Source organism: Endothiovibrio diazotrophicus (assembly GCF_054657215.1).
On record NZ_BAAHXB010000074.1, the window covers coordinates 1 to 18,172 of the forward strand.

General features: G+C 66.2%; 19 protein-coding genes and 1 pseudogene. 5 read left to right on the forward strand and 15 right to left on the reverse strand.

The features are described 5' to 3' along the window. Both ACYQ2W_RS16955 and ACYQ2W_RS16960 read left to right on the forward strand, forming a co-directional pair. The coding region (locus tag ACYQ2W_RS16955; protein WP_459869620.1) for a DUF4351 domain-containing protein at window positions 1–184 on the forward strand (184 nt) is incomplete at its 5' end. Window positions 185–408: 224 nt separating this feature from the next. After that, window positions 409–846: pseudogene (locus ACYQ2W_RS16960) on the forward strand (Rpn family recombination-promoting nuclease/putative transposase); the annotation flags it as partial. A gap of 442 nt (window positions 847–1,288) precedes the next feature. On the opposite strand, the gene ACYQ2W_RS16965 reads toward ACYQ2W_RS16960, so the two are convergent. The 15 genes from ACYQ2W_RS16965 to ACYQ2W_RS17035 form a co-directional block, all read right to left on the reverse strand. Continuing rightward, window positions 1,289–2,002, reverse strand: a complete 714-nt coding sequence (locus tag ACYQ2W_RS16965) for a nitrilase-related carbon-nitrogen hydrolase (protein WP_459869623.1) — start codon at window positions 2,000–2,002, stop codon at window positions 1,289–1,291. A gap of 302 nt (window positions 2,003–2,304) precedes the next feature. After that, the gene (locus ACYQ2W_RS16970; protein ID WP_459869626.1) at window positions 2,305–2,802 is read right to left on the reverse strand and encodes a ferritin family protein; all 498 of its coding nucleotides are present in this window, start codon (window positions 2,800–2,802) and stop codon (window positions 2,305–2,307) included. After that, window positions 2,799–4,595, reverse strand: a complete 1,797-nt coding sequence (locus ACYQ2W_RS16975) for an FAD-dependent oxidoreductase (RefSeq protein WP_459869629.1) — start codon at window positions 4,593–4,595, stop codon at window positions 2,799–2,801. Before ACYQ2W_RS16975 ends, ACYQ2W_RS16970 begins: the two co-directional genes overlap by 4 nt. Window positions 4,596–4,808: 213 nt before the next feature. Beyond that, entirely contained in the window at window positions 4,809–5,987 is a 1,179-nt protein-coding gene (locus ACYQ2W_RS16980; RefSeq protein ID WP_459869632.1) for an NADH-quinone oxidoreductase subunit D-related protein, read from the reverse strand. A gap of 1 nt (window position 5,988) precedes the next feature. Further along, complete coding sequence (locus ACYQ2W_RS16985) at window positions 5,989–6,519, reverse strand: NADH-quinone oxidoreductase subunit C (RefSeq protein WP_459869635.1); 531 nt, start codon at window positions 6,517–6,519, stop codon at window positions 5,989–5,991. Window positions 6,520–6,637: 118 nt separating this feature from the next. Beyond that, the gene (locus ACYQ2W_RS16990) at window positions 6,638–7,279 is read right to left on the reverse strand and encodes a NuoB/complex I 20 kDa subunit family protein (protein WP_459869638.1); all 642 of its coding nucleotides are present in this window, start codon (window positions 7,277–7,279) and stop codon (window positions 6,638–6,640) included. A gap of 149 nt (window positions 7,280–7,428) precedes the next feature. After that, window positions 7,429–8,337, reverse strand: a complete 909-nt coding sequence (locus tag ACYQ2W_RS16995) for a respiratory chain complex I subunit 1 family protein (protein WP_459869641.1) — start codon at window positions 8,335–8,337, stop codon at window positions 7,429–7,431. 3 nt (window positions 8,338–8,340) lie between these two features. Further along, window positions 8,341–11,526 (reverse strand): proton-conducting transporter transmembrane domain-containing protein, encoded by a 3,186-nt coding sequence (locus tag ACYQ2W_RS17000; RefSeq protein ID WP_459869644.1) that lies wholly within the window; start codon window positions 11,524–11,526, stop codon window positions 8,341–8,343. Continuing rightward, window positions 11,520–11,882, reverse strand: a complete 363-nt coding sequence (locus ACYQ2W_RS17005; RefSeq protein WP_459869647.1) for a sodium:proton antiporter — start codon at window positions 11,880–11,882, stop codon at window positions 11,520–11,522. The genes ACYQ2W_RS17000 and ACYQ2W_RS17005 overlap by 7 nt, the downstream gene beginning before the upstream one ends. Continuing rightward, window positions 11,882–12,580: a Na(+)/H(+) antiporter subunit B gene (locus ACYQ2W_RS17010; RefSeq protein ID WP_459869649.1), complete on the reverse strand. Its 699-nt coding sequence runs from the start codon at window positions 12,578–12,580 to the stop codon at window positions 11,882–11,884. The genes ACYQ2W_RS17005 and ACYQ2W_RS17010 overlap by 1 nt, the downstream gene beginning before the upstream one ends. Beyond that, window positions 12,573–12,827, reverse strand: coding sequence for a Na(+)/H(+) antiporter subunit B (locus ACYQ2W_RS17015; RefSeq protein ID WP_459869651.1), 255 nt, complete (start codon window positions 12,825–12,827; stop codon window positions 12,573–12,575). The genes ACYQ2W_RS17010 and ACYQ2W_RS17015 overlap by 8 nt, the downstream gene beginning before the upstream one ends. Next, entirely contained in the window at window positions 12,824–13,162 is a 339-nt protein-coding gene (gene mnhG, locus ACYQ2W_RS17020; protein ID WP_459869653.1) for a monovalent cation/H(+) antiporter subunit G, read from the reverse strand. The genes ACYQ2W_RS17015 and mnhG overlap by 4 nt, the downstream gene beginning before the upstream one ends. Beyond that, window positions 13,162–13,422, reverse strand: coding sequence for a monovalent cation/H+ antiporter complex subunit F (locus tag ACYQ2W_RS17025; RefSeq protein ID WP_459869656.1), 261 nt, complete (start codon window positions 13,420–13,422; stop codon window positions 13,162–13,164). The genes mnhG and ACYQ2W_RS17025 overlap by 1 nt, the downstream gene beginning before the upstream one ends. Beyond that, window positions 13,415–13,912: a Na+/H+ antiporter subunit E gene (locus ACYQ2W_RS17030; RefSeq protein ID WP_459869659.1), complete on the reverse strand. Its 498-nt coding sequence runs from the start codon at window positions 13,910–13,912 to the stop codon at window positions 13,415–13,417. Before ACYQ2W_RS17030 ends, ACYQ2W_RS17025 begins: the two co-directional genes overlap by 8 nt. Before the next feature lie 453 nt (window positions 13,913–14,365). Next, window positions 14,366–15,193: a hypothetical protein gene (locus tag ACYQ2W_RS17035; protein ID WP_459869661.1), complete on the reverse strand. Its 828-nt coding sequence runs from the start codon at window positions 15,191–15,193 to the stop codon at window positions 14,366–14,368. A 358-nt stretch (window positions 15,194–15,551) separates the two neighbouring features. On the opposite strand from ACYQ2W_RS17035, the gene ACYQ2W_RS17040 reads away from it, so the two are divergent. The 3 genes from ACYQ2W_RS17040 (at window position 15,552) to ACYQ2W_RS17050 (ending at window position 18,171) form a co-directional block, all read left to right on the forward strand. Next, complete coding sequence (locus tag ACYQ2W_RS17040; protein WP_459869664.1) at window positions 15,552–15,752, forward strand: three-helix bundle dimerization domain-containing protein; 201 nt, start codon at window positions 15,552–15,554, stop codon at window positions 15,750–15,752. Between the two features lie 426 nt (window positions 15,753–16,178). Then, window positions 16,179–17,261, forward strand: coding sequence for an HD domain-containing phosphohydrolase (locus ACYQ2W_RS17045; protein ID WP_459869666.1), 1,083 nt, complete (start codon window positions 16,179–16,181; stop codon window positions 17,259–17,261). Between the two features lie 10 nt (window positions 17,262–17,271). After that, entirely contained in the window at window positions 17,272–18,171 is a 900-nt protein-coding gene (locus ACYQ2W_RS17050; RefSeq protein WP_459869668.1) for a phosphate/phosphite/phosphonate ABC transporter substrate-binding protein, read from the forward strand. Window position 18,172 lies beyond the last annotated feature (1 nt).

Sequence of the window (18,172 nt, forward strand, 5' to 3'; positions counted from 1 at the left end):
TACCGAAGGGCGCAGAGAGGGTGAGACCGCGCTGTTGAAACGGCAGCTCTCGTTGCGCTTCGGCTCGCTTCCGGAGTGGGTCGGCCAGCGCTTGGGCGAAGCCCCGCTGGAGATCCTGGAGCGCTGGGGGGAGCGCATTCTCGACGCGGAAACAATCGAGCAGGTATTCGCCGAAAGGGATTGACGGCCTTGGGGCCGTTCCTACAGGGGGAGGATTTGACTGTGCTGCGCCCGGGTGGATGGCGCGACCGCGCACCCCATCACCAACCCGACGCCGCGCCGACATCCGTTTGAATATCACTTCCACCGTCCCCCTCACCGACCGACTCCCTCCCTATCAGAATTCTCCCAATTGATCACAAAAGGACATAGAACGGATAATTCAAGGAGACATTATTCGAGAACCCCATGGCACCCCACGACTCCGGCTACAAGCACCTCTTCAGCCACCCGGAGCTGGTGCGTGACCTGCTGGAGGGGTTTGTCCACGAGGCTTGGGTGAAGGAGCTGGACTTCTCCACCCTCGAACGGGTGGCCGGCAGCTACGTCAGCGACGACCTGCGCGAGCGCATCGACGACATGGTCTGGCGGGTCCGCCTCAAGGAGCGCTGGGTCTATGTCTATCTGCTGCTGGAATTCCAGTCGACCATCGCCCCCTTCATGGCGGTGCGCCTGCTCACCTACCTGGGCCTGCTCTACCAGGACCTGATCAAGCGGGGCCGGATGAAACCCCGCGCCCAGTTGCCGCCGGTGTTGCCCCTGGTGCTCTACAACGGCGTCCCCCGCTGGGGCGCGCCGCTGGAGATCGGCGAACTGATCGAGCCGGCGCCCGGCGGCCTGGAGGCCATGACGCGCCCTTCGAGGTCCTCGCAGGACAGCCGACCGAGGAGCGCACCGGGCAGCGCCTCGACCTCCGGCGAGGGCAGCAGCAACCGCGACAACCTTCGCCAAGTGGCGCTGGCGACAAAGTGCTCCCGCCACCAGCAGCGCCAGCGGTAGAAGGTCTTGGGGGAGAGATCGAGTCGGTCGGCCAACTCCCGGCGCCGCCGGGGCGAGAGGCCGTGTTGGAGAGGACTGACACACTGGAACCGTCTCCCTACTCTTTTGGCGAAGATTCAGGAGCCCCCCTCCAGCGGTGATCAATCGGCTTGAGGGGGTTTTTCTTTGTCCATCACGGAATCTGCACTGAGCGCGGGGGTTTTCCGGCGGATAGTTTGGGCACGCTCAGAGATCCGCATCGTGCCACATCGAGGCGCTGGACTTCTTCTGCATCCTTGAAACAGCCGTCTCACCCACGCCTGTCCGAAAACTCGAACACCCGCAACTCCTCCCGTTCATCGCTGCCGATCCGGGTAACGCCCCCGGCCTCCAACAGCCGGCTGCCTCCGACGAAGCGGATACCGAACGCATTGGCCACGTCGAAGCCCAGGCGATTGACGGTCAGCACCGGCGTCCCGTAGCGGGATACCCACCGCTCCACCGCGGCCGGGATGTCCTGGCCGCAGAAGTTGGCCGGGTGCAGGATCAACGCCACCTTGTGCTGTCGGTACCGGCGATGGATATCCTCCATCGCGCCGTCGCTGCAGATGGCCAAGCCGATGGGAACGCCGTGCAGATCGAAGGAGCTGAGCGCCTCGCCGGGCGTAAACAGTCTTTCGGAAAGGGATGGATGGATTTTTCGATATCGCGCCACGACACCGGCAGGCCCGGCCACCACGACCGTGCTGAACAGCCGATCCCCTTCGATCTCCAGCAGCCCACCGGCGATGAAGGCCTGCCGCTCCTCCGCCCAGCGGATCATCCGGCGCGTGGTCTCTCCCTCGGGGACGGGTTCCGCAAGGGCGTAGGCCTCATCCGGACTCCGGAAGATATAACCGGTGGAGAAGAGTTCCGGCAACACCAACAGGTCGAGATCCGCCCCTGCCATCGCCTGCTCGACACGGGAAAAGTTCGCTTCCTTGTCGCCGTAGCGCACCGCGAATTGGAAATACCCGATTTTCACCGCCCGATCACCCGCATGTTCCCTGGTCGATTCCCCAATCCGGGTCGCTCCATTCGGCGAGCACGGTGGACGCTGAAAGAGCGGTGCGTGCGTTTGCGTCGGCGCGGTAGCGCCGACCTACGGCCCCGTTCGGTATCGGTTTCAACTATTCAGGAAGTGCCAAAATTGAGGTGGTGCGCCTCCTATCGTCGGCACACCCTACGACGCTTTCAGCGGGGTCCAGCTCAGCCCTACATCCTTCAATTCTCCTTTTTCCCCACTGAGGCCTCTCAGCGGCCGCGGCGGTTACGGGGAAAAAGGAGTCAGACCCCGCCGCTGTGGACGATCTCGTAGTAGAGCTTCTCCAGCTCGTTCTTGTGCTTGGTCTCCTCGTTGGCGAGGTAGCGGAAGAGGTCGTGGATCGGGCCGGGGGAGGTGGCGTCGGCCAGGGCGTGGTACTGCTCCATGGCGGCGTGCTCACGCATCAGGGCGTATTGCAGCACCGCCTGATCATCGGGGTTCTCGCCCAGGTCGGGGGTGAGGATACAGTCGGAGAACTTGCGATCGCTGGCGGGACGCTCGATCGCCTCGGCCAGGGCATCATCCAGGTCGCCCCGCTCGTTCAGCCCGGAGAAGAGGTCGAAGTGGCGCTGCTCCTCCTCGGCCAACTCCTCGGCCAGATAGCGGAGCTTCTTGCTCACCTTGGGAACGAGCGCGCTGTAGAAGTCCCGAGCGGTGCGCTCGAAGTCGGTGGCCACCGCCAGGATCTCCTTGACGGTGGTCAGCCCCTGCAGCCGTTGGTGGCCGGTGCCTTCGCTCATGACGTTGTCTCCATCAGGACCCCATCGATACTGGCCGCCACCCGGTGACCGTCGGCCACCGCGTGGACCACGTCGGGGCCGTTGACGCAATCGCCGGCCGACCAGAGCCAGGGCAGCGTGGTGCGGCCGTCGGCGTCGATCTGGATACGGCCGCGGTTCCACTCCAGCGCCTCGGTGAACCGGTCGCCGAGCAGCGAGGTATCGGCGAACTGGCCGATCGCCTCGATCACCGTGTCGCAGGGGTGGATGATCTCCGCGGCCTCGTCGTATTTGGGCGCGAAGCGGTGGTTCTCGTCGAAGATCGACACCACCTTCCAGGTCTTCAAACCGATCAGCTTGCCGTCGGCACTGATCTCGCACCCTTGCGGCCCGCACTGGTCGCGGATCACCACCCCCTCCTCCAGCGCTTCCTTGATCTCGTCGGGGTCGGCCATGAAGTGCTGCTGATCCTCCAGCGCGGTGACCACCACGTCCACCTTGTCCAGGTACTTCTTCTGCAGGCGGGCCAGCGAGCGGGCGATATCCATGGCGACGTTGCCACCGCCGATCACCACCGCCCGGTAGGGCAGCTCGAAGGGCTCGTTGGCGGTGATCTTGTGCAGCAGATCGACGGCGCGGTAGACCCCGGCGTTGTCGGACTGCGGGATGCGGGTCTGGCGCCCTTCCTGGAGACCGATGGCGAGCAGCACCGCATCGAACTCCTCGTGCAGTGCATCCATCGTCTTGTCGACGCCGATGCGGCAGTTGTAGTGGATATCCACCCCCATGGAGAGGATCAGATCGACGTCGCGATCCAACGCATCGTAGGGGAGACGATACTCCGGGATGCCGTAGCGGGTCATGCCGCCGGCGGCGGCCTTTGCCTCGAAGACGGTGACCCCATGGCCCTTGCGCGCCAGATCGAAGGCGGCGGTGAGACCGGCGGGGCCGGCGCCGATGATCGCCACCTTCTTGCCGGTGGCCGGCGCGGGACCGCCGACCAGCTCGCGGAACCGGTCGTAGGGGACCTGATCGACGATGTGGCGCTTCAGCCAGCGGATGGCGATGGGGTCCCCCTCATGCCGCGCCGCGCAGGTGTCCTCGCACTTGCGGGTGCAGACCCGGCCGCACACCTGGGAGAACGGGTTGGTCTCGTAGAGGATCTGCAGGCCGCGTTCGTAGTCGCCGTCGCGGATCGCGGCGATGTAGTCGGGGATCGACATGTGGGTCGGGCAGGTGGCGACGCAGAGCCCGCAGGAGACGCAGCGATCGGCCTCCAGCTGCGCCTGCTCGACGGTGTAGCCGGCGACGATCTCGCCGAAGGACTCGATCCGCACCTGGGGGCCCATCTCGCCCATCGCAACCCGCTCGCGCGCCATCAGCCGGTGGTCGTCGGGGCGGTGGTAGCCCAATTCCGCGTGATCCCACGGCTTGGCGTCGACGCCCGGCATGTAGCGGAAGGCGTCGGGGTCGCGCTCCACCCACTTGTACTCGTTGGACATGGTCAGCGAGCGGGTCATGCAGACGTCGACGCAGAGCGCGCACCAGCAACAGCGGCCGTAGTCGATACGCGGGCGCAGACCGGAGTCGCCGGGCTTGGTCGCGATGCCATCGGAGGGCAGCATGTCGATGGCGCCGTTCTGGCAGATCGCCTCGCAGGTGCCGCAGCCGATGCACAACTCCACGTCGTTCTTGTGGAAGCCGCGATAGCGGGCCGAGCCGGGACGCTCGTTGAGCGGGTCGGCGATGGTCACCGGCTCGCGCAGCAGGTTCTTCCAGGCGGTGAACGGGGAGAGGACGTCGCGCACGCTCATTGCCGTGCCTCCTCGGAACGGAAAACCTCTTTGGCCACGGAGACACGGAGTCCACGGAGTCCACGGAGAAAACGCAATGCGCGCGAAGCCCCACCGAGACACCCGGGAATATCGCTGGACGACATCGAAACGCAGACCGATCGTCTTAATGCATACATCGCTTCCAACACCTCTGTGTTCTCCGTGCCTCCGTGGCAAATTCTTCCAAAAACATCAGCGCTCGATCTCCGGCGGGTAGGTGTGCAGGGAGACCATCAGGCCGGCCACGTCCGAGATGTTGCAGTTGACGATCAGCCGTTCCAGCAGGGCCATCGCGTGGGTGTACGAGGGGCCGCGGACGTTGACCCGGCGCGGGTAGCCGCTGCCGTCGGTGACCAGATAGTAGCCGTACTCGCCGCGCGAGCACTCGCCGCGGACGTAGGTCTCGCCGCGGGGGATCTTCCAGTGCAGCACGTTGGGCAGATCGGCCATCACCGGCCCCTTGTCATCGGGCATTTTCGCCAGGATCTGGCGCACCAGGTCGATCGACATCAGCAGGTCGCGGCGGCGCACGTCGGCACGGGTGTAGATGTCCGAATCGGTGCCGGTGACCGGCTCGAAATCCAGCTCCGGGTAGACCAGGTAGGGCTGGTCCCGGCGCACGTCCTTGGCCACACCAGCGGCGCGGGCGGTGGGCCCGGTAACGCCGTAGGAATCCACCAGCTCGGGGTCGATGTAGCCCACCCCGACCGCGCGCTTCTTGAACACCGCGTTGTGGAACATCACGTCGAGCACGTCCCGCATGGTGCTCTCCAGCTCCCGCAGGGTCTCCTCCATGCGCCCGGCGAAGCCCTCCGGCAGGTCGTCGCGCACCCCGCCGGGGAGGATGAACATGTGGTAGATGCGGGCGCCGGTCAGCTCCTCGAAACGGTCGAGCATCAGGTCGCGGACATAGGTGGTCCACTGGCCGATCACCCCCTGGCCGAAGGCGCCGGCCTGGCCACCCATGTACATCAAATAGCTGTTGATCCGTCCCATCTCCAGGATCAGGGTGCGGATCCAGTGGGCCTTCTCGGGGATCACCAGCCCGGCCAGCTCCTCCACCGCGGCGGCGTAGCAGTATTCGTTGAAGTCGGGCTCGGGGACGCAGATGCGGCAGACGATGGGGAAGCACTGGATGAAGGTGCGCCGCTCCATCAGCTTCTCGAAGCCGCGGTGGAGATAGCCGACGTGGGTCCGCCCCTCGACCACCTCGTCGCCGCAGACGGTCAGCTCCACCGACATGTTGCCGGTGATGCCGGGGTGCTGGGGGCCCTGCCACAGCTTCAGGTACTTGCCCGACGTGAGGTCGATGTCGAGGCTGCCGTCGGGGCGGCGGCTCGGATATTGGCTGCGATCCGGTTGGTAGGCCATGTCACTTCCCGTCCGGATAGAGTTGTTCTTTCATGTATTGCTCGGGGTCGCGGGTCTCACGGCCGGGGCGGTCGTTGTAGCTCTCCTGCGCATACTTCAGGGTGTCGAAGTCGCGGCGGTAGGGGGGGATGTCGCGCCACCCCTCCAGGATGAACTCTTCATTGACCCGCGGGCTGTCGGGGAAGTCGATGCCGAACATCTCGCGCAGCTCCCGCTGGTAGGTGGCGGCGGTGGGCCAGAGGTCGTGGATGCTCTCCATGGCGACGCCGTCGCGGGGGATCATCAGGCGCAGGCCGACGTCCACCGCCGCCTTGCGATTGGAGAGGAGGTAGGTGAGCTGGAACTCGCCCTCCTCGATCCAATCCACCGCGGTGAGCAGCACCAGATGGGTGAAGCCCTCCTTGTCCCGCAGGTGGAGCAACAGCGGGCGCAGCACCTCGCGCGCCACGGTGATGAAGGCGAGATCGGGACGCTGCTCGGTCAGCTCACCCAATTCGAACCGCTGTTTCAATCTGTCGTACAGTTCACGCATTCAATAGCACCGATTCGAAAAATTCACTTTCCCGTAGGAGCGGTTTCGACCGCGACCGCATCACCCGATCCGTTACAGACACGGCATCCCGGTCGCGGTCGAAACCGCTCCTACGGGATTACCAGTTGTAATCCGGCATGTCCCAATCGTGGATCACCCGCTTCTGGTTGGCCTTGTACCACGCGAAATTCTCGGCGTACCGGTTGGCCCCCTCCCCCTCGCCCGCCTTGATGATCTTCTTCAGATCCTCGAACCCTTGCAGCAGCGCCTCGGGGCGCGGCATGCAACCGGTGACGTAGAGATCCACCGGCAGGTAGTCGTCGAGCCGCTTGATGGTGTTGTAGGAGTCCCAGTACATGCCGCCGTTGATGGTGCAGGAGCCGAGCCCCATCACGTATTTCGGACTCTGCATCTGCTCGTAGGAGCGGATCGCCCGCTTCAACGTCTTGGTGGAGAGGTAACCGGAGATGATGAAGAGGTTCGACTGACGCGGCGTCGGCCGCCACTGCACGCCGAAACGGTAGGCGTCGAAGCGCGGGGTCATCAGCGGGCGCATCTCGATGGCGCCGCAGCCGGTGCCGAAGCCGAGGATCCACAGCGACTCGGAGCGGGCCCAGTTGAAGAACTTCTCGATGATCCGGGTATAGGCCGGGGTCTGTACCGTCGGCGGCGCCTCGCAAAAGTAGTCGCGCAACGGCTCGATCTCGATCTCCTGACCGTCGGGCGCGCGGACAATGCGTTTTTCCAGCTCATCTTTCATTCGCGAAAACCCTTTTGCCACGGAGCCACGGAGGACACGGAGAAGAGGAGGACCCCGACGTTCGGGGTCATGCGACTAACAAGCCGCCTTACCGGCTCCGTGACCTCCGTGGCTCCGTGGCCATTCTTCTTTTCTTCTCGTCCCACGGACTACACCACCACCACCGCGGCGACGCCCAGCGGCACCGCCCAGATCAGGAACCAGCGGATCGACTGCTCGACCCGGAAGCGCGGGAAGACCACTCCGACCAGCACCGAGCACATGTAGATCAGGAACACCTTGAGGAAGAACAGGGGCCAGCTGGTCGCTCCGCCGAAGAAGAGGTTCATGTAGACCACGATCTTGGCGATGGGGAAGATCGCCCGGTTGGTCTGCATCAGCGCGAGGTACGACGAGTGGTACTCGGTGGGCGGACCGATCGGGATCTCCTGGGGGGCGAGCACCACATCGAACGGCGGGCGCATCATCGAACCGAGGAAGGAGAGCATCGCCGCCACCACCGCCAGCGGGTTGGTGAAGAGCGTCCAGTTGAGCATCCCACCCTGCTGGGCGGCAACAATCTCGGGAATGGATAGGGTCTGATACTGCAACGCCACCGCGAACACCGCCAGGGCGAAGGGGAGTTCCGCGGCGGTCACCTGGGAGAGACCGCGGGTGATGCCGATCGCCGAATAGGGGTGGCCACTCTCCGCGGCGCCGAGCGCCATGCCCAGCGTGCCGAAGAAGACGAAGTAGAGGGCGAGGATCAGATCACCGGCGAACGACAGGTTGGAGAACATCTCCGAGCCGTAGATGGTCGGCACGAAGAGCAGCAGGCCGACGCCGCCGGCCAGCCGAAAGACCGGCCCCAGGTAGAACATCACGCCGTGGGTGATGGAGGTGCGCAGGGCGTAGTTCTTCACCAGGTCGAGGTAGTTCTGCCAGATCGGGATGCCGTGGCGGCGCCCCACCCGCGCGCCGATCTTGGCGATCAGCGCGTTGAGCAGCAGGCCGAAGTTGACGACGATGAACAGCGTCAGCAGCGAATAGGGGATCTTCATCCAGTCGAACGAATCCATCGGTCAGATCCCCTTGGACATCAGGAAGACGACGACGACGAAGGCCAGCAGATGGATCGCGTAGGTCTGGCCGTTGCCGGTGTAGATCCGCCGGGTGAGGTCGGCACCGGTGTGCAGCAGGTCGGCGATCCCCTCCCAGAAGCGGGTGACGAAGGGCTGGGTGAGGAAGCCGAGCGCCTTGCGGTAGGGGGCGAAGAAGTTCCACGCGAAGTGGGTGGTCTCCGGCCGATAGGGACGCTCGGCGGCATAGACGATGTTGAACTGCTTCACCTTCTGCGCCTTACGATTGACGAACAGTAGCCAGGAGAAGAGCGTGACGAAGATCACCGCCACCACGATCATGATCGAGATCGGGCTCCAATAGCCGAAGTGGCTGGTGATGGTGAGCCCCTCCCAATTCAACCCGCCATCGGGGAAGAATTGGCCGATGTAGTTGTCCACCTTGTGCAGCGCCAGCCCCGGCACCAGGGCGAAGATCACCAGGAAGGCGACATAGATCATCTGCGGCAGGACGATCCAGAACGGCGCCTCCTTGAGCTTGCGGTGTTCGTCCTTCAACTGGCCGAGGAAGATGGTGTGGATCAACCGGAAGAGATAGAGGAAGGCGATCGGTCCGGCGAGGAAGAGGATGATGATCGGCCACCGATAGTCGGCGGTCATGATCGCGTTGTAGAAGATCCAGCGGCCGCCGAAGCCGGAGAGCGGCGGTACCCCGGAGAGCGCGATGATGCCGACCAGCACGGCGATGAAGGAGAGCGGCATCAGGGTGATCAGCCCGCCCATACGATACATCTCGCGGGTGCCGGTGCGCTTGGCGACACCGCCCACCGAGAGGAACAGCATCGACTTGTAGATGTAGTGGTTGATCACGAACATCAGCGCCATCAACAGGCCGAGGTGGTTCATCATCGCCAGACCGAACAGGGCGTAGCCCATCTGGCCGATGGAGGAGTAGGCGAGCAACCGTTTGGCATCCTCCTGGAAGGCGGCCATCAGGTTGCCGATCAGCGCCGACAGCGCGCCGATCCAGAGCATCACGTGGGTCAGCTCGATGCCGTAGAGCTGCTGCTTGCCCATGCTGGTGACCAGCACGATGAGGCCGAACACCCCCGCCTTGAGCAGGATGCCGGAGACCATCGGCGAAACGTCGGTCTCCGCCTCGGAGTGGGCGCCGGGGAGCCAGATGTGGAGTCCGATGGCGGCGGTCTTGGTCATGAAGCCCACCGCCAGCAGCAGGAACACCCACGGCGCCAGCGGCTGCACCAGATCCGTCAGGCCGGCGACCGGGAAGTGGACCGTCCCCTGGGCCGCGATCGAGAAGCCGGCGAGGATCAGGAAGGCGCCGCCCAGGGAGAAGACCAGATAGGAGAGCGCGTGGGGCTCGGAGCGCTTGCCGCGCAGGATCAGGAAGTAGGAGCCGACGGTGAGCAGCTCCCAGGCAGCGAAGAAGTGGAAGGTCTCCTCGGCGACGATCAGCTGGGCGAGCCCGGCGTACATCAACATCGCCGCCGGGTAGAAGCCGACGCGGCGACCGTGGGCGTGGGTCGCTCCCGGCTTCCTGCCTCCCGCGACACTAGCACATCCCTGTGCGTCGTAGCTGGCGAGCAGGATCAGCGCCCCGCCGAGCAGGATCACCACGCCGAAGATCATTCGCAGCTCGTCGTAACTGCCGTAGTGGAGCAGGAACCAGCCGACCAGCCCGGCGATGGCCAGGGTGTTCTTCAGCCATGCCGGCAGCCACTCCAGGGCGAGGAAGGCGAGCGCGAAGAGCAGCGGCAGGGCGTGCAGCAGGTTGCCGTGGGGGGAGAGTTCACCCCACTGCCAGGCGAGCCCCCAGGCGGCGGCGGCGGCGGCGAGGATCACCCCGCGCTTGACCAGCGACGAGCCAAGGGGCTCGCTGCCCGCCTCCGGCTGACGCTTGATGACGAAGCCGAACCAGCGGAACAGGTAGGCCGCTTCGATCAGCGCGGCGAACAGGATCAGCCCCATCACCGGATAGCGGCCGGCGTGGGCCAGCGCGCCGATCAGCTCCCACTTGGCGTAGAAGCCGGGGAACGGCGGCAGACCGGTGAGCATGGCGAGGAAGGTGACGAAGGCAAACAGCAGCAGCGGCCGCTCGCGCAACGCGCTCCAGGCGGTCAGCTCGCGCTGCGCCAGCAGCCCGGAGAGCCAGAACAGACCCGCCTTGGCCACCGCGTGGGAGAGCAGGATGCCGCCGGCGATATAGAGGTAGTTCTCGCCGAGCAGATCGCGCTGGCCGATCACCACCAGCATCAGCCCCACCTGCCCCACCGAGGAGTAGCCGAGCATGCGCCGGTCGTTCTCCTGGGGCAGTGCCAGCAGGTTGGCGGCGACAAAGCTGACCAGGCCGATGGCGGTGGCCACCGGCAGCCACTCGGCGCCGCCGATGGCGAGCACCTTGTCGGCGGCGAACAGCGCCGCGCCGCCGGCCATCGCCGCGGAGAGGATCGCCGAGAAGGCGGGGTGGGCCGACTCGTAGAGGTCCAGCGCCCAGCCGTTGGCGGGAAACGGCTTCAGCTCCGCCACCACCGCGATGAAGATGAGGAAAAAGGCGAGCGCCCCGCCCTTCAGCGCACCGAGATGGGCGGCGGCCATGCCGTCGATGTTGAGGGTGCCGGTGGCGTGGTAGGCGAAGATGATGCCGAGCAGCAGCAGGATCGACATCAGTTGGGAGACGATCAGGTATTTGAAGCCGGCGGCCAGCGCCGAGCGGCTGGCCGAGAGCAGGATCAGGCCGGCGCTGGCAATCACCGCCAGCTCGAAGAAGACGAACAGGTTGAACAGGTCACGGGTGAGGATGATCCCGGAGAGCGCCATGGTCACCACCAGCAGCACCGCCATGGCGCGCCGGCCGAGGCGGCGCAGGGTGTCGCGCAGGTAGAGCGCCGAGAGCAGCGCGGTGAGGGTCACCAGCAGGGTCAGAGCCGCCTCCGCCAGCCCCATCCGCAGGTTGATGGCAAAGGGCGGCGCGGTGCCGGCGGTGAAGACGTCCACCGCCTGCGCCCCCTCCACGCCGAAGGCGCACACCCAGTTGCCGGCGATGGCGGCCATCAGCGCCAGGGCCAGCAGGGTGATGCCGTAGGCGACGTCGCGCCAGGAGTCGCGCAGCAGCCCGAGCAGGAACGCCGCGCCGAGGCCGACGGCGATGAGGAAGACGGCGTTTACCATTTCAGCTCCGTGAACTTGGCGATGTCGAGGCTGCCCTTCGATTCATAGAGCTTGTAGGCGTAGGCGAGCATCAGGGTGGTGACGCCGAGGCCGATGACGATGGCGGTGAGCACCAGCGCCTGGGGCACCGGATCGATCACCCGCATCACCGCATCCGCCGCCGACACCGCCTCGTCGAGGATCGGCGCGGTGCGCCCGTGCATGTAGCCGATCGCCACCATCACCAGGTTGACCCCGGTGGTGGCGATGCTGAAGGCGACGATGATGCGCAGGATGTTGCGGTTGGTCAGCGCCCCGTAGAGGCCGATCAGCACCAGCAGGAATCCGGTGGCGATGGCGATGGTCTCCATCTCCATTACGTGCCCTCCGTCTCGGAAAGATTGACCAGCATGGAGCTGAACTCGGCGCCCACCTTCAGACCGACGAAGGAGTAGATCACCGGGATCGCGCCGGCGGAGAAGATCGAGCCGAAATCCCCCAGCGGCAGGATGCGGTTGTCGAGGAAGCCGCCGGCGAAGAACAGCCCGGCCAGCCCGATCAGCACGTAGACCACCCCGGAGACCGACTCCACCCGCGAGATCAGCCCGTGGCCGAAGCGCCGCGCCGGGTCGGTGAGCAGCAGCATCAGCACGCCCGAGGCGATGATCGCACCGCCCTGGAAGCCGCCGCCGGGGGTGAGGTGACCGTTGACGAAGACGTAGGCGCCGAGCAGCAGGATCAGCGGCACCAGCATCCGGCTGCCGATGGCGAGCAGCTCGCCGGGTTCCGGCAACTGACGCTGCAACGAGCGCTCCTGGCGCCCGCGGGAGAGCACCAGGCCGACGATCACCGCGGTGAGGAAGAGCACCGTCACCTCGCCCAGGGTGTCGAGACCGCGGTAGGTGACGATGATCGCGGTGACGATGTTCGCCGCACCGACGTCGGCGGCGGTGTGCTCGGCGTAGTAGCGGCCGCTCAGGTTGAGTTCGCTGTCCGGGGTGTAGCCGGCGAACAGCCCGACGAAGATGGCGCCGAGGCCGACCAGCAGCAGCAGCACCGAGAAGCGCCTAATCATGCTTCTGCCCCCCGCGCACCCGGCCGAGCACGAAGAAGAAGAGGAAGGTGGTCAACCCGCTGCCGATGGCCGCCTCGGTCATCGCCACGTCGGGGGCGGCGAGCAGCAGGAACTGCACCGAGGCGAGCAGGCTCACCAGACCGGCGGAGAGCATCGCCATGGATACGCGCTGGACGTGGATCGCCACCAGCGCCGCACCGACCATGGCGGCGCAGATCAACAGGGTCAGGGCCAGCAACAGGCTCATCGTTCGACTCCGTGGTCTTCGGCCAGCCGGTCCACCGTGGTGGACTCCACCTGCTGCACCCGCCCGCGGTGGGAGGCGCGGGCCAGCACCTGGGAGGAGAGCGGGTTGGTGAAGAGCAGGAAGACCGCGATCAGCAGCAGCTTCCAGCCCCACGCCGGCTCGATGCAGGCGACCCCGCCGAGGGTCAGCAGCGAGCCCAGGGTGGTGGTCTTGGTGCCGGCCTGGATGCGGTTGTAGAGATCGGGCATGCGCACCAGCCCCAACCCGCCGAAGAGCAGGAAGGCGGCGCCGGCCACCAGCAGCACCCCGCCGACGATATCGAGCAGACCGCCCATCAGAAGCGCCCCTCCAGATAACGGGCGACCGCGATCACCCCGAGGAACGAGAGCAGCGCGTAGACCAGCGCCACGTCGAGATAGATGCCCCGCCCCTCGCTCAGCGCGGCCAGCGCGATGACGGTGATGGAGATCACCGTCATCACGTCGAAGGCGGCCACCCGGTCGGCCGCGGTGGGCCCCTGGATGAAGCGCCACAGGGCGAGCAGGAAGGCCCCCGCCACCAGCGCCGCGGCGATCAGCACCAAGCCCTCAGCCATACATCACCTCCAGGTAGGACTCGAAGCCGGAGGCGATGCGCTTGGTGGCCTCCTCGATGTCGGCCGATTCCACGGTGACCCAGTGGACGTAGAGCCACTCCCCCTCCAGCTCCACGGTCAGGGTGCCGGGGGTCAGGGTGATGGAGTTGGCGAGCATCAGCCGCCCCATCCGGCTCTTGAGGTTGGTGTGCACCTTGACGATGCCGGGGGCGATGGGCAGCGAGGGCGAGAGGACGATGGCGGCCAGCTTGAAGTTGGAGCGGATCAGCTCCTTGAAGAAGTAGCCGTAATAGAGGAAGCCGGCGACGATCGCCTCGCGGGTGAAGCGGAACTCGGTGAAGAAGGAGAGGCCGTCGCGGAACAGCAGGGCGATGGCCAGGGAGACGGCGGCGCCGACCAGCAGGACGTCGGCCGCCAGGGAACCGGCCAGCATCACCCAGAACAGCATCAGGGTGGCGAACAGCACCGCGGTGTCGCGAAGGGGATTCATGACACCCTCCCCCATCGGGCGAATTTCAGACGAAGATCAAACAAATCGAAAGTGACCCGTTCTTCAAACAATTTAGCGACCTTTAGAGATGGTACCGGAAAGACGCCGCAAGGGCCCCCGAAAGCGAGGCGCCACTCTACGGAGCGATCGTGAACGAAGAATGACAAAAAACCGCGGCAGGTAGAAATCATTTCGTACGGCGAGTTCCCTGCTCGCCGCCACAAAGCGCATGGATAACCGCCACTTCGAACGATTAATTTTCACCGCCCAGCCCCCCCCGGGATTCGCTCGCCGCGCCGCCGTAGGTCGCCGCTACCGCGGCGACGCGAACGAAAGCACCACCGGGAAACCTCGCGCCGAACGGTCCGAACGTCAGGTAGCGATCGGCAACCACCTCCCATCCCGCCCCCCGCCGCCCCCGTTCCCGTCGCCGCGGTAGCGGCGACCTGCAGGTCAATAGTCCTTCCACTCCGCCTTCCCGAGACCGAGCAGGAAGCCGCCGCACCCCGCCCCCAGCGCCCCGCCCACCACCGCCTCCAGCAGCGACTCCTGGATCCGCCCCACCGCCCCCGCGTACTCCCCCACCACCTGCGGGTCGATACCACCGACCATGACGAAGAAGAAGAGCGCGATGAGCAGCGCCGCGCAGGCACCCACCAGGGCACCGTCGCCGGTGGGCGGCAGCAGATCGGTGAAACGCCCGAGACAGAACGGGAGCACGGTCATGTAGAGGTAGCCGGTGACCGCGCAGAGCAGCGCCACCACCACCCCGGCCGAGGGTTGACCGACGAGCGCGAACAGCGCGAACAGGGCGAGCGAGGCCACCGCCCCCGAAAAGAGCCCGGCGAGCCCCTTGGCGTCGGCGCGGTAGACCCGCGAGCAGCCCGGCCCGAAGCAGTCGCTGCGCCGCTGCGACGCCCCATAGAGCGCGCCGATCAAGGCGCCGGCCGGCACCACCACCGCGAGCAGGGTGGTCAGCGGCAACACCCCCTCGGCGCGCACGAAAAGCATCACGCAGAGCAGCGAAACCACCATCGCCACCACCACCGCCAGACGCATGCTGCCATAGATCAGCGAGCCGATGGTGGCGGCCAGCGTGCCGGCCACCAAGTGGGGCTCCACGGGCCATCGCCACACCTCGGCGAGCACCACGAAGAGCGAATAGAGCACGCCGAAGAAGAGGCCGACGAAGGCCCACACCGAGCCACGCAGCACCGCCTCGTTCATCCGCCCGCTCCCGCCATCGGCTTCGCCAGGCGAATCCATATCTTGATTGCTCATGCGGAACTCCTGATTGGAACGGCGGGAAAAGGCCGGGGCCGCGCCAATCTATGCGCCCTATATTGCGACCCCGTGGCACCGCCGACAAGGGCCCGACGGGATAGCAGGGCGGGCGGAGTAGGCGCCGGTCCGGTCGCTCCGCGAAGAGCGCCTCGTCGCGACGCGTTGCGCCGCGCCAATCCGGGCCAGCGGGCGGCCCGAAAAGCCTCGACGCCATCTACGAAAAACTACCGATGACGCTAATGACAATCCCCTATCCGGCAACTATATTCCGCCTATGAGCAGCGACCGATCGTCAGGGACGAGCCCTGTTCCGAGAAGGAGGCCCGCCGCTCTTCCCGAGCCTTGGGAGGGTTCCATGAGTACCCCAGACGTCAAACACGAATCGGGCATCCGCCTCCTGATCGACGAATTCGGCGGCGCCCGCGAGCGGGAGATCCGCACCACCTACCAGAGCTACCGCGATCAGATGGAGCGTTCCGCCCGGGTCGAGACCTTCATTCCGGTGCTCGCCTTCGCCGCCACCAAGCAGAGCCTGCTGCACCAGCATCACCGCTAGAGACGAAGGGATTCCTTGTTTCCATCGCTCCTTCTTTTCGTACCGTTCAGGGGGTGTCCTCGCTCCACACGGCGCCCACGGGGTGCCCTGTGGGCGCCATGCTGAACGGAACGGCCACCGACAAGGCCACTCGGGGCAGCCAGACGAAACGCCACCCCATCGACTCCTCGTGTCCGTCGTGCCTCTTTCCTGGTGCCCTTCGTGTTGAAGAGCGGCGTCTGCTCGGAGCGTTGCCGGCAACGGTCACCCATCCCCTCCCCGAGCCGTCCGGCCGGGCGGCTGTCAACCACCTGCAATGGAGCGGTGGCACCCTTCGCCACCATCCGCGGCATTTTCCACCGACCCGCACCGCCCAACGCCGAAGCCGATCGCCCCCGGGGCCGTAGCGGGTACGAGGCGCCGCCCCACCTTCCCGGAGGCCACGCCGTGAATCCGTTCCCTTCCTCGCGCGTGCTGATCGTCGACGATACCCCGAAGAACATCCAATTGGTCGCCTCGATCCTGGAACCGGCGGGCTATGACCTCTCCTACGCCCTCGACGGCGAGGAGGCGCTGACGCTGGCCGAGCGGGACCCCTTCGAGCTGATCCTGCTCGACGTGATGATGCCGGGAATGGACGGCTTCCAGCTCTGCCGGCGGCTGAAGAGCCGCCCCGGCATCAACCTCACCACCCCGGTGATCTTCCTCACCGCCCACACCGAGAGCGACCGGGTCGCCGACGCCTTCTCGGTCGGCGGAGTCGACTACATCAGCAAACCGTTCAACGACACCGAACTGCTCTCGCGGGTCACCACCCACATCCGCCTGAAGAGTTACGAGGACCATCTGCAGCGCATCATCGAGACCAAGCTGACCGAGATCGATCACCTCAGCCGCGAGATCGAGGAGACCCAGCGGGAGGTGATCTTCACCCTCGGTGCGGTCTCCGAGACCCGCTCCCACGAGACCGGACTGCACGTCAAGCGGGTGGCTGAATACAGCCGTCTGCTGGGCGAGCTGGCCGGCCTCGACGGCGCGCTGGTGGAGCGGATCAAGAGTGCCTCGCCGATGCACGACATCGGCAAGGTGGGCATCCCCGACCGTATCCTGCACAAGCCGGGCCGGCTCACCGACGAGGAGTGGACGATCATGCAGACCCACGCCCGGCTCGGCCACGAGATGCTGCGCCACTCCAACCGCCCGATCCTCAAGTGCGCCGCGGTGATCGCGCTGGAGCACCACGAGCGCTGGGATGGCGACGGCTACCCCTGCGGGCTGCGCGGGGAGGAGATCTCCATCGAGGGGCGGGTCACCGCCATCGCCGACGTCTTCGACGCCCTCTCCCACGACCGCTGCTACAAACCGGCCTGGCCCATGGAGCGGGTGGTCAACCACTTCCACGAGGGGCGCGGGCAGCACTTCGACCCGCGGCTCGCCGACCTCTTCCTGGCCCACGTCGAGCGCTTCATCGAGATCCGCGAGACGTTCCGCGACCAACTCCCCACGCCCTCCTGCATGCTTCCCAACTGAGCGCCCCACCATGTCCACCCCGCTGCTCCGCCTGCTCGCCCCCCTGCTTCTGCTGATCGCGCTGGCCGCCGTGCTGGCCGACCGGCCGGCCGCCGCCGCACAGAACGCCGCCCGGGGCACCACCCAACCGACCACCGGGACCCGCGAGCCCCCCCTGGTGATCGCCTCGGTCCCGTGGCGCAGCGAGGCCACCCTGACCCGCTTCTACGCCCCGCTGATCGAACTGCTGGAGCGCAAGCTGGAGCGCCAGGTACGCTTCTTCGTTGCCGGCGACTACCGTGAACTGGGCGAGCGGATGGGCGCCGGCGCGGTGGACATCGGCATCTTCGGCGGCAACAGCTACGTCGAGGCCAAGGAGGCCAACCCCGCGCTGCGCTATCTCGTCACCTCCAAGGCCCCCGACGACCACTACCGCAGCTTCATCGTCACCCGCGCCGACTCGCCGATCCGCACCCTCGACGACCTCAAGGGGCGCAGCTTCGCCTTCACCGACCGCGGTTCCACCTCCGGCTACGTCTACCCCCGCATGGTGCTGCGCCAGGGGGGCATCGACCCCGACCGCGACCTCGGCCCGCTGTTCATGCTCAAGCGCCACGACAAGGTCTACGACGCCATCGCCCGCGGCTCGGTGGAGGCCGGCGCCGCCAGCTCCACCGGCTACCAGGCGGCGGTGGCCCGCAACGGCGACCACTACCGGTTGCTCGCCCGCTCCCAACCGATCCCCCACAACGCCTTCGTCGCCGCGCCGAGCCTCCCGGAGGCGACCTTCACCCGGCTCCGCCAGGTGCTCCTCGACGCCGAAAACGACCCGCGCTTCCACGCCGACTCCGAAAAGGTGAGGGGCTTCTCCCTGCGCTCGGACGCCTTCTACGACGTGGTCCGCGAAGCGCGCAGGCTGCCGGGCGGCTGAA

Coding starts and splice junctions, on each gene's coding strand:
- ACYQ2W_RS16985 (WP_459869635.1), bottom strand. CDS start 6,519: ATGCGTGAACTGTACGACAGATTGAAACAGCGGTTCGAATTGGGTGAG.
- ACYQ2W_RS17040 (WP_459869664.1), top strand. CDS start 15,552: ATGAGTACCCCAGACGTCAAACACGAATCGGGCATCCGCCTCCTGATC.
- ACYQ2W_RS16995 (WP_459869641.1), bottom strand. CDS start 8,337: ATGGATTCGTTCGACTGGATGAAGATCCCCTATTCGCTGCTGACGCTG.
- ACYQ2W_RS17035 (WP_459869661.1), bottom strand. CDS start 15,193: ATGAGCAATCAAGATATGGATTCGCCTGGCGAAGCCGATGGCGGGAGC.
- ACYQ2W_RS17025 (WP_459869656.1), bottom strand. CDS start 13,422: ATGGCTGAGGGCTTGGTGCTGATCGCCGCGGCGCTGGTGGCGGGGGCC.
- ACYQ2W_RS17030 (WP_459869659.1), bottom strand. CDS start 13,912: ATGAATCCCCTTCGCGACACCGCGGTGCTGTTCGCCACCCTGATGCTG.
- ACYQ2W_RS16990 (WP_459869638.1), bottom strand. CDS start 7,279: ATGAAAGATGAGCTGGAAAAACGCATTGTCCGCGCGCCCGACGGTCAG.
- ACYQ2W_RS17050 (WP_459869668.1), top strand. CDS start 17,272: ATGTCCACCCCGCTGCTCCGCCTGCTCGCCCCCCTGCTTCTGCTGATC.
- ACYQ2W_RS16980 (WP_459869632.1), bottom strand. CDS start 5,987: ATGGCCTACCAACCGGATCGCAGCCAATATCCGAGCCGCCGCCCCGAC.
- ACYQ2W_RS16975 (WP_459869629.1), bottom strand. CDS start 4,595: ATGAGCGTGCGCGACGTCCTCTCCCCGTTCACCGCCTGGAAGAACCTG.
- ACYQ2W_RS16970 (WP_459869626.1), bottom strand. CDS start 2,802: ATGAGCGAAGGCACCGGCCACCAACGGCTGCAGGGGCTGACCACCGTC.
- ACYQ2W_RS17005 (WP_459869647.1), bottom strand. CDS start 11,882: ATGGAGATGGAGACCATCGCCATCGCCACCGGATTCCTGCTGGTGCTG.
- ACYQ2W_RS17010 (WP_459869649.1), bottom strand. CDS start 12,580: ATGATTAGGCGCTTCTCGGTGCTGCTGCTGCTGGTCGGCCTCGGCGCC.
- ACYQ2W_RS17015 (WP_459869651.1), bottom strand. CDS start 12,827: ATGAGCCTGTTGCTGGCCCTGACCCTGTTGATCTGCGCCGCCATGGTC.
- ACYQ2W_RS17000 (WP_459869644.1), bottom strand. CDS start 11,526: ATGGTAAACGCCGTCTTCCTCATCGCCGTCGGCCTCGGCGCGGCGTTC.
- mnhG (WP_459869653.1), bottom strand. CDS start 13,162: ATGGGCGGTCTGCTCGATATCGTCGGCGGGGTGCTGCTGGTGGCCGGC.